This is a genomic window from Endozoicomonas sp. (genome assembly GCF_031844845.1).
Classification (GTDB): domain Bacteria; phylum Pseudomonadota; class Gammaproteobacteria; order Pseudomonadales; family Endozoicomonadaceae; genus Endozoicomonas.
The window spans coordinates 1-10,641 of sequence record NZ_JAVRMB020000259.1 but is presented as its reverse complement, the minus strand read 5'-3'; the positions used below and the strand labels follow the sequence as shown (position 1 = coordinate 10,641).

The following is a 10,641-nucleotide window of genomic DNA, read 5'->3' as shown; positions in this document are numbered from 1 at the left end:
ATACCATTAATGCCAATAGCAGCCAACCCAACACGTTCATGGTTCAGTTGAGAAGTAATTAACCGCCAGCCACCGTTCAACTCACCAATAATCATCAAGGATGGTACACGTACGTTCTCGTAGTAGGTCATATTGGTTCGAACATTACCCACCGTATAAATTGACGCAACGCTGAAACCCGGATCTTTGCAATCCACAATAAACAGAGTGATACCTTTATGCTTTGGCGCCTCTTTATCGGTTCTTGCTGCCAGCAGATATAGTCAGCACCTTCGGCACTGCTGGTATATACCCTGGTGCCATTGATGATGTAATCATCGCCATCTTTTATCGCTGAGGTACCCAGTGACGCAAGATCGGTTCCGGCACCCGGCTCGGTATAGCCAATGGCAAAATGTAGGCCCTTAATTCCTGGCGCAGTTTCTTCTGCTCATCACTCTGGTCCAAAAACATCATCAAGTCCTTTTATTTCCGTAGTCCGTTGTCCGTTGTCCGTTGTCCGAAAAAGCCGGAATCGCTTGCGCTTTTACGGACTACGGACAGCGGACTACGGACAGCGGCTCTCAAACCTATCTCAGCCCAAGTTTCCTGAGGCTATTCGGTGTGAAATACGACAATTGTTTTTTATCCTGATTATACTCAGGCACTCCATTCTCTTCGTTAAGAAGGCTAGCGGCCATGTAATCTCTGGAAATCAGGTCATAATACAATGCAGTACGGCCACCAATACCCGGCAGGTCAAACTGGTTGATGGTATTGATACTGGTGGTTCTCCAGAGCACATCACGGTTGTCGTAATGATCTGCCAGAACGGTCTGCCAGCTGTCTTCATCAATAAACAGGTCACGAGTCTTATAGACGTGACGCTCACCCTCTTTCAGGTCGCCACGAACAACCCAGACCCGGTGCAGCTCATAGCGCATATAGTCAGGATTGGCATGCCCCATAAGCAGGACATCGTCGTAAGTCAGCTCAGGACTTTCAAACTGGTAGTTGTTATAGGGAATATAAACCTCTTTCTTGCCCACCAGCTTCCAGTTGTACTTGTCTGGCGCACCATTAAAGCCCAGAAATGCATCCGTGGTTTGCATATTACCCAGACCCTGAGGGCTATCGTAGTTGATAGTTGGCGCCCTTCTTACCCGACGAAGACCGGGAATATAAGACCAGGCGGAACGGGGCTTCAGCTTGGGATTGACAAACTCATGCACCAGAAAACTCGTGCCTTTTGCACGGCTTGGCTTCAGGGTTTTGGTGACCTGATAAATCCGTGGGTTCTGATCCCCGTTAGCACCAAATGACTCCAGGGTAAGTTTTGGATCAAGGAAAGGACTGTAGGTGACGGTATTTTGCCGACCGTGAAGCCGGGAACCGTTTCGATAGACAACCATCGCCGAATAGTTGCCTTCTGAAGAATAAGCACTGATGCGCATCATCTGGTTCCACAAGGCTTCAATACCGGTTTTTGGCATGGGGAATGGTGTTCCCATAAAGGCATTGACCACCCCATTGCCACCTTCAATCAACTGGGCACGAGTAGCATTCTCATAAACCTGCTGTTCGACAAAGTTGGAATAACGACCATCACGTCGGCTGGGATAGATAGTCATCTTGAAGGTTTCAGGGTAGTTTTTAAACATTGCCCGAGTACCGGGACTCAGTTTGTCTTTATACTGATCCATATTTTCAGCAGTGATGGTAAACAGAGCCTTGTCGTCTTTATAGGGGTCAGGATAGTAGTTGCCACTGCCCTTATACTCAGCAGGTACCTGGAAGTTTGGATTCCAGCCAGGGATGGTTCCTTCGGCATTGCCTGCTCTTTCGGCACCAATGGGAGTCAGTTCATTTTTAAGTTTTTTCGCTTCTTCAGGCGTTACCTGGGCGACAGTCTGTCCTGCAATCAGGGATAAGGCTGTTACACCAATAGCCAGTAAGGATTTTTTTATTTTCATGATTATTTCCTTTGCTGATTCTTTGTTGGCTAATTCTTTTCTGAGTAGTGCGGCCAGATTGTATTGGCCGCCTTATTTTTATTTTATGGGTTAGAAAGCGTATTTGACGTTGAAGGCGAGGTAGTCGCGGTCGGTGTATTGATTGTCTTCAAAGTCACCAAGATAGGCTGTATAAATCAAAGAGGTTTCCAGGTTGCCTTGATAAATCAACTTCCCACCCAGACTGAAACGGTCAGAATTTTCGGTACTGGTAAATTTACCGCCTGCTGAATCGCCCTGAATGTTAGCACTGAACTTAACCGGCACTTCGAAGTTAGTGCCTACCATAACATTGGTGTATTTGAATGTGATGGCTGCACCCATGCCTGAGCCAGTCTTTTCTCCCTTGAGCTCTGATTCTTTATAACCCTGTACACGGTTCATACCGATTTCACCACTAAACATGATGTCATCAGCTAGGGGGGTAACACCAAATGAATGAACTGCAGAAACCTGGGCCTGTAAAATATCTGCAAGCATTGGGGCAGGTTCAGCGGAAGAGTTGTAAACAACAGCACCTTTCCTCATGGAAATTTCACCACCTACGTTCGTGTTACCAATAAGAGTCCCAAAACTGGCACCTATCATTTTAATGTCTTCCTGGTATTCAAGATGATAGCCAGAAGCACCAGCTGCAACCATGGGCTGTTTATCATGATAATTGATATAATAAAGGCCAAGATCCATGCCATTACCAAGCCCTTCAGCAAAGTAATTCAGCCCCACTCCCCATTGGCCACTATCTCTGGCAGCTACGTCGTCAGCCCTATCTAACGGACCATAGTTTGTGTATATCTGCTCTCCTCCAGCATCCAAAAAGTCCGTTAAACTGAAGAAACTACCTGCACCATTAATATCTGTTTTTTCCCACTCCCACTGAGAGTAGGCAGAGACACTCAATTCATTTGTTAAATCAAACTGACCAAATACCTGCCCAACTGGCAGCAGTACGTCTTTGACTTCCACACCTGGTACATTTGCCTTAGTACCATCAGCCGGGCTCATAGCACCACTGACACCAGGGATAAACAATCCCTCTCCCCAGCTGACCATTTGGCGACCAATCCGGAGATTGAGGTTTCGCCCCGCAATATCAAAATCGCCATAAACGAATGCATCCAGTAAGCGAGCATCCTTACCATTTTGATCTTTAGTTCCCTGAGTAAACTCATTATGGGGAGCAGAAACGTTGTTGCTTGTTAACGATTGATTATCATTGGAGTGAAAGTAGACATCATCGTAAAAGGCACTACCGCGAATGAAAGCTCCATAGTTTCTATAAGTCAGAGCAGCTTCTGTAATTATGGAAACCCGGTTAGTTACCATCGCACCTTTTTTAAAATTATTATTACCATCATCTCCATTAATATTGATTGGTACGAGGGCATCCGCATCCGGATCTTCCATCCGCCATGCCGCCGCATAACCAATATTAGTATCCCAATCAACCGTCACTTCATCAGTTGGCTGAAAAGAAAACGCATAAGCACCAGGCATAGCCATTGAAGCGGCTATCGCGGCCGCCATAATAGACTTGCGTGGCAATGTAAAGACAGGCGTTCGTTCTCTGGGTGAGCAACCTGGATTTTTTGTTATTGTTGTGACCATTTCTACCCCCGGGAACAGCAATTGAAAATCAATCCTGTTAAAAATGTTTTTCAACATTTGATTAACAAAATCTCATAATTGTTGCTCTACCTTGTTGTTATTTTTTATTGTTTGGCAGACTACCCGACAACAGTATATGGATGATAAAAATCGCTCAATGACAAAAAACGGCCAAATAAAATAAACAAATTCCGACCCCTCGTTCCTATGCTCCGCGTAGGAATGCATACCCCAAATAAAAATCCCACGCCGAAGCATGGGAGAAGAATACCAGTACGGTATGCATTCCCATGGGGGACCGTGGGAACGAGACTGAATTTTGCTCCTGCCTCCACCTCGTTCCCACGCTTTTAGGCCCTGTGGGTCCTGCGTGGGAATGCATACGGAGCTGCCCGTATAAGGGGAAACCTCTCTTTGCCCGGGTTTCCGGGAGTTTTATGCTGGTTGTTTCATTTGTGCCGGGGTCGGTATGCATTCCCACGGAGGACCGTGGGAACGAGTTCGGAGGGTTTTTCGGCAACCTCGGGGACCGAGGCTAACCATTCAGTCTGGATATTTAATAACCTTCCAGAGTCGCATAACGATCATAATGAAAATGAGCATCACCCAACAGCTGCTGAGCTACCCGGGCCCGCTTCAGGAAAAAGCCAATCTCCAGCTCATCGGTCACGCCAATCCCTCCATGCAACTGAACCGCTTCGTTAGTCACCAGTTCAGCGGTTTCCGAGATTTTGGTTTTGGCAGCGCTGATCAGCGCCGGTGCTTTATCTTTACCTGTTTCCAATGCACTTAATGCATCCATCAGCAGAGATTTGCAAAGTTGAATCTCGGTATACATATGAGCACAGCGATGCTGAAGCCCCTGGAAAGTACCGATCAACACACCAAACTGCTTACGCTCTTTCAGGTAGTCCACCGTGCGTTCAAAAGCTTCCTGAATACCCCCAAAGAGTTCTGCGGCCAGGCAGATTCTGGCTACATCCAGTGCTTTATCCAAAGCACCGAAGCCCTGATTAACCTCACCCAACAAAGCACTGTCAGCGACAGAAACATTATCAAAAGTAATGCGGGCGTAATTCCGACTATCGGTAAGATGTGTTTTGCGAATCGTAACTCCCTGCGCTCCAGCATCAACCAGAAACAGACTTAATCCCTTCTCATCATCCGGCTGACCTGCAGTACGCGCCACCACAACCAACTGATCAGCCACATGACCATCTATTACCAGTGTTTTGTTACCACTGATGGAATAGCAAGCGTCAGTTTTTGTTGCCGTCGTAGTAATGGATACCGGGTTATGGCGAACACCTTCTTCCAGTGCCAGACTGACCAGAAGTTCACCTGCAGCAATAGACGACAATAGCTCTTTTTTCTGGGTTTCATTCCCCGCCTGCAGAATCACGGAACCTGACAGCGCGACAGAAGAGAGGAGCGGAGAGGCCAGCAAAGTACGACCAAACTCCTCCATACAGGCCGCAAGTCCTTTCACGCCAAAATCAAAGCCTCCATAGGCTTCAGGAAATATAATGCCGCCCCAGCCCAGCGCAACCATCTGCCTCCAGATGTCTCTGGAGAATCCAACAGAATCCTCGCTATCCCGAAGTTTCCTGAGACTTTCAACCGGGCTATTTGCCTGCACAAAATCTCTGGCAGTATCTTTCAGGGAACGCTGCTCTTCATTAAATGCTAAAGACATGATTTACCCCCTCTTTCCTGATTTATCCGCCGTATCCGGCAAGCCCAATACCCGCCTGCCAATAATATTCAGCTGAATCTCTGAAGTACCACCGGCAATACTGTGTGTCCTGGATGACAGCCAGTCCCGCGTAAGCTGCAGCTCTGCCTCTGAAAAACCATCACCCGACCAACCCAATGCCTGTTCACCAGCCATTTTCAGAATCAATTCATATTTTCTTTTTTCTTCCTCGGTTCCCACATACTTGAGAATCATGGCCACATTCATATCACCCACACCCTGGGCAAACTCATCCATCATTCTCTGCTGTGTTTTATCCAGAGCACGCTTTTGAATCTCATGACGGGCAATGGATTGACGAAAAACAGGATCCGCCACCTGACCATTTTTCAAACCAACATGTTCAACGGCAATTGACCTTGGCGTTGCACCGGAGGTGCTGGCCGATGACTCCATATCGGACATCATATTCCGTTCAAACTGGAGTACACGCCTGGCAACAGTCCATCCTTTGTTTTCAACACCCAGAACATTTTTTTCAGGGACTCGAACATTATCAAAGAATGTCTGACAGAAATGGGTTTCCCCGGTAATCAGCTCAATAGGCCTGGCATCAACGCCTTCGCTGGCCATATCAAAGAGCAGAAAGGTAATACCTTTATGCTTGGGAACATCGGGATTGGTTCGAACCAGACAGTAAATCCAATCCGAATGATCCGCATAAGATGTCCAGATCTTCGATCCATTGATAACATACTCATCACCATCGGATTCTGCACGACACTGTATACTCGCAAGATCTGAGCCTGCACCAGGCTCTGAATACCCCTGACACCAGCGAATTTCTCCGCGGGCAATCTTTGGAAGGTGTTCTCTCTTCTGCTCTTCAGTACCAAACTCAAGAATGGCCGGACCTGCCATCCAGATGCCCAGATTGACCTGTGGTGCACGACAGTTGAGGCGAGCCATCTCTTCTTTGAAAACCCGGGTCTCTTTTGCAGAAAACCCTGCACCACCATACTCTTTTGGCCAGTCAGGTACGCAGTACCCTTTTTCAACACAACGATCAAACCAGAGTTTTGCGTCTTCCGATGGAAAACGAAGATTACGACCACCCCAGATCTGCTCTTCCTGAGTAACAGGTGTACGCATTGACTCAGGACAGTTGTCGTTAAGCCAGTCACGTATCTCCTGACGAAATTCTGTTAAATCGGACATATTCAGTTTCTCTTTATTCTTGTTCCCACGTACTGAGGTTGTCGCAAAAGGCCTTAAATGCCGATTTATACCACTGCCGTCTTTCCCGCGAAGGAGGGTGTCGCAAAAGGGCAAAACACCCCCCGACCGTCATCCTCGCGAAGGCGGTTGTCGCAAAACCCTCCTCGCTCCCACGCTCTGCGTGGTAGCGCCAGGACCCAACCACAGACGCGATTCCTGTGGTTGGCTATGCATTCCCACGCAGAGCGTGGGAACGAGGTTTCTGGTGGGTTTTGCGACAGCCTCGAAGGCGGGAATCCATCTCGAGAGTGGGAGTCTGTCTCGAGAGTGGGAGTCTGTCTCGAACAGTAGATCCCCGCCTTCGCGGGGATGACGGTTGAGAGTTAACTCCCCCCTTTTGCGACAGCCACTCTCTGATCAACCAGTTTCTGATAGTTTTTCCTGAGCACCGTGACAAATAGAGCATCTGCTTCAACCAGCACGTCATCACCGTTCTTCAGAACTGCCTTCATTGTGGACTTCCGCCCCCTTGTCTCCACAACCCAGGCTTCATATCGTAACTCCGTATGAAGCGGTGTTGGCTTCAGGTAACGGAGCGAAAGACTGCCGGTCATGCTGGGCAGTTCCTGACGATGCTGGACAACGCCAAACAACTCATCAAACAGTGCCGCAATGAAACCACCATGAACCAGGCCAGGGCCCCCCTCGAAGGCTTTTCCATAACAGACATGGGCAACTACCGGATCATGTGCTTCTGAAGTCTCAGTAAAATAAGTAACCTCCGAAGCAACCGCATTACAGCAGCCACTGACCGGCGTATAAAGCCCTTGAAGGGTCTTTGCGTTATACCCTAGCTCTGCAGACTCCCCATCGTCACTGGGGGCAAAAACTGCCTGATAAGCACGCTCTGAAAAACCGGAGAGCCGGACATGAGTCAGTTCCAGTTGTTTACACGCTTCAGCCATCGCTTCTTCGGACAGGTCACTACTGACTAGCTGGTCATTAATCGACCGAAGCAACTGGACCAGCTTTAGCTTCTTCTGATGAGGACTCGTGTCGTCTTTCTCCCCGAGCGCATTTATTATCATGATTATTCTCTCAGGCAGTATCAGCCTTCATAGCGATGGCTGATAAAAAAACGACAATTATTGTGGAATTACACTGAAGCCATCGCGAACCGGTACTTTGCTGGCAAAGAACTCACCCAGCGATTTATTAAGAGACTCCTGAGTCCAGGCCTCAGGGCTGTTAAATTGAGCTTCCTCTTTAGGGCTGTCCACAACAACGACCTGCTTGCCCCATACCACAAACACCTGTCCGGAAACGTTACCCGCATCCGGTGACGCAAGATAAGTAACCAGAGGGCTGATATTTTCCGGAGCAAAGGTGTCAAAACCGGCTTCAGGCTTGGCAAACATGGTTGCAGTTACACCCTGATTGGTCATATCCGTACGCGCCCTTGGGCAGATAACGTTAGCGGTCACACCGTAGTTGTACATAACCTGGGCAGCACCCATGGTCATGGCAACAATGCCAGCCTTTGCAGCGGCATAGTTTGGCTGACCTGCTGAACCAAAAAGAAATGCTTCAGAGGAGGTGCTGACCAATCGGCCATAAACAGGGGCACCATCCGCTTTGCACTTCTCACGCCAGTACCTGGTGGCATGACGCATATTCACAAAATGTCCTTTCAAGTGGACACGAACCACCGAATCAAACTCGTCTTCTGTCATATTGAAAATCAGCCGATCACGACAGAACCCGGCGTTGTTAACCAGAATGTTGACATCACCCCAGGTATCCAGTGCCTTTTTGAATAGGGTTTCGGAATCATTCCAATCAGCACAATCACCAAAACAAGCAATTGCCTCACCACCAAAACCTTTAATCTGTTCAACCACTTCCATGGTTGTTTCTTGAGCCTGAGGACTGCCTCCCAGGTCATTTACCACCACTCTTGCGCCTTCTCCAGCCAGATTGAGCGCTTCTGCCCGCCCCAAACCACGACCCGCACCAGTGACGATGGCAACTTTTCCGTCCAGCATTCCATTAGCAGCACTCATAACTTTCCTTCCTGATGTTCTTGTTTTTATTCTCTTCACCACAAATACTGCATGACGATGGTTCGTCACCCTCAGGCTATGAAAGAAAAGCACTTTTAAAAACTTTGTGCCTTTGTGCCTTTGTGCCTTTGTGCCTTTGTGTCTTTGTGGTTCAACGCTTTTCTTTCACGGCAAAGATACAGAGAAAAGCCATGTTTTCCTAAACTCTGTGTTCTCTGTGCCTCTGCGGTGAAACATCTTTTTAAAATACCAGGCGACTCAAAGACGCTCAATAATAGTGCCGGTACCGATAGAGGCACCACAGCACATAGTTATCAATGCCGTATTTTTATCGGTACGCTCCAGTTCATGGAGAGCAGAAACAATCAGTCGTGTACCGGTACTACCCACGGGATGACCAAGGGCGATCGCACCACCATTGACGTTTACTTTATCCATCTCCGGGTTATAAACCTGAGCCCAGGAAAGTACAACTGCTGCAAATGCTTCATTAACCTCAAACAGGTCAATATCACTGAGACTCATACCACTTTTCTTCAATAGTGCTTTTGTGGCATCCACCGGGCCATCAAGCAGGTAGTAAGGATCAGTACCGACCACAACATCCGTTAAAATACGTGCCCGCGGCTTCAGCCCTCTGGCCAGTGCTTCTTCTTTACTCATCCAGAGTACGGCGGCAGCCCCATCGGAAATCGGGGATGAGTTACCTGGCGTATGAATACCGCCTTCAGCCACCGTCCTCAGATTACTGAGACTTGCCATTGTCGTGTCTCGAAAACCCTGATCACGGGTAACGGTTTTGGTTTCGCCGTTCGGTTTTCCATCTTCCCCAAAGCCGGTGCATCAACGGAAATAACTTCCCGGTCAAAATAACCCGCTTCCCAGGCAGCTTTTGCCCGCTGCTGCGACCTGAGCGCAAACTCATCAACATCCTGTCGGGTAATACCGCGATTAGCCGCGATTCTTTCGGCACTGGCAAACTGATCAGGCGTGCTGTCCCAGGGCCAATCCTTTGGCAAAAAGAAGCCCGGACCGTTATAAACATTCATTCCAAGACCAACCCGACTCATGGCTTCAACGCCGCAGGCAACACCAATATCAATGGAGCCACCACGAACCAGAGAGGAAATAAGATGGTTAGCCTGCTGCGCAGAACCACACTGGGCATCAATAGTGGTTGCACCGGCAGACCAGGTATTACCCATGGATAACCAGGCATTTCGTGTAATGTTACCGGCCTGCTCTCCAGCCTGCGTGACACAGCCACCAATCAGCTGTTCAACCTCGCCATACTCCAGACCGGCCTTTTCAACAACAGCCCCCATGGACAGAGCTAACAGCTCCGTGGCATGAAAACCATGAAGATCCCCAACGATCGGTTTACCTCTACCAATGGGGGTACGTAGTGCTTCAACAATGACTGCTTCAGCCATGACTACTCCTTGTTCAACTTTTTATTGTTCTAGTGCAGGAAAGCGTTAGAACCCATACCGACACATTGTCGTCATCCCCGCGCAGGAGGTTGTCGCAAAAGGTCTTAAATACCGATTTATACCACTGTCGTTTTTCCCGCGCAGGTGGGAATCCATCGCAATCAGTGGATCCCCGCCTGCGCGGGAAAGACGGAGGGGGTAGAAATCGGCATTTTCAACCTGTTGCAACTGTTGCAACACCCTCCTTCGCGGGAATGACGGTAGTATGGGTATCAGGGCTTAGCTGCACTAGAGAGTGCTTGTTCTTGTTATTAGCGATCAGTTGAAAAGATAGTGGATGGCAAGCCGTCTATAAATAGCAGAACCTGTCCAAGGTATATGGGCAAAATCAGCCGCTACCGGCCTGAAAAAAAATCCGCCAGGATGCCAACTGAAGCGCAGTCGATCACATTATTTCTACCCCCGTCCCCCGTCTTTCTCGCGAAGGAGGTTGTCGCAAAACCCACCAGGAACCTCGTTCCCACGCTCTGCGTGGGAATGCATAGCCAACCACAGGAATCGTGTCTGTGGTTCGGTCCTGGCGCTACCACGCAGAGCGTGGGAGCGAGGAGGGTTTTGCGACAACCGCCTTC

The 10,641-nt window shown here is 48.6% G+C and carries 9 protein-coding genes and 1 pseudogene; all 10 read right to left on the bottom strand.

Annotated elements, in window-relative coordinates:
- Positions 1–197 (bottom strand): annotated as a pseudogene (locus RM811_RS14000) (acyl-CoA dehydrogenase); the annotation flags it as partial.
- Entirely contained in the window at positions 128–331 is a 204-nt protein-coding gene (locus RM811_RS13995) for a hypothetical protein (RefSeq protein WP_402525363.1), read from the bottom strand. The gene RM811_RS13995 and the pseudogene RM811_RS14000, both read right to left, overlap by 70 nt.
- A gap of 238 nt (positions 332–569) precedes the next feature.
- Entirely contained in the window at positions 570–1,952 is a 1,383-nt protein-coding gene (locus RM811_RS13990; RefSeq protein WP_402525360.1) for a DUF1329 domain-containing protein, read from the bottom strand.
- A gap of 90 nt (positions 1,953–2,042) precedes the next feature.
- Positions 2,043–3,656 (bottom strand): DUF1302 domain-containing protein, encoded by a 1,614-nt coding sequence (locus RM811_RS13985; protein WP_402525358.1) that lies wholly within the window; start codon positions 3,654–3,656, stop codon positions 2,043–2,045.
- 499 nt (positions 3,657–4,155) lie between these two features.
- A complete protein-coding gene (locus RM811_RS13980; RefSeq protein ID WP_402525356.1) occupies positions 4,156–5,295 on the bottom strand; it encodes an acyl-CoA dehydrogenase family protein in 1,140 nt (379 codons plus the stop codon).
- Between the two features lie 3 nt (positions 5,296–5,298).
- Positions 5,299–6,513 carry an acyl-CoA dehydrogenase family protein gene (locus RM811_RS13975; RefSeq protein ID WP_402525354.1) on the bottom strand — a complete coding sequence of 405 codons (1,215 nt, stop codon included), beginning with the start codon at positions 6,511–6,513 and terminating at the stop codon, positions 5,299–5,301.
- Between the two features lie 383 nt (positions 6,514–6,896).
- Positions 6,897–7,601 (bottom strand): PaaI family thioesterase, encoded by a 705-nt coding sequence (locus RM811_RS13970; RefSeq protein WP_402525352.1) that lies wholly within the window; start codon positions 7,599–7,601, stop codon positions 6,897–6,899.
- 57 nt (positions 7,602–7,658) lie between these two features.
- Positions 7,659–8,576: an SDR family NAD(P)-dependent oxidoreductase gene (locus RM811_RS13965; RefSeq protein WP_402525350.1), complete on the bottom strand. Its 918-nt coding sequence runs from the start codon at positions 8,574–8,576 to the stop codon at positions 7,659–7,661.
- A 258-nt stretch (positions 8,577–8,834) separates the two neighbouring features.
- Positions 8,835–9,338: a hypothetical protein gene (locus RM811_RS13960; protein WP_402525348.1), complete on the bottom strand. Its 504-nt coding sequence runs from the start codon at positions 9,336–9,338 to the stop codon at positions 8,835–8,837.
- Complete coding sequence (locus RM811_RS13955) at positions 9,317–10,009, bottom strand: hypothetical protein (RefSeq protein ID WP_402525347.1); 693 nt, start codon at positions 10,007–10,009, stop codon at positions 9,317–9,319. Before RM811_RS13955 ends, RM811_RS13960 begins: the two co-directional genes overlap by 22 nt.
- Between the last annotated feature and the right edge of the window lie 632 nt (positions 10,010–10,641).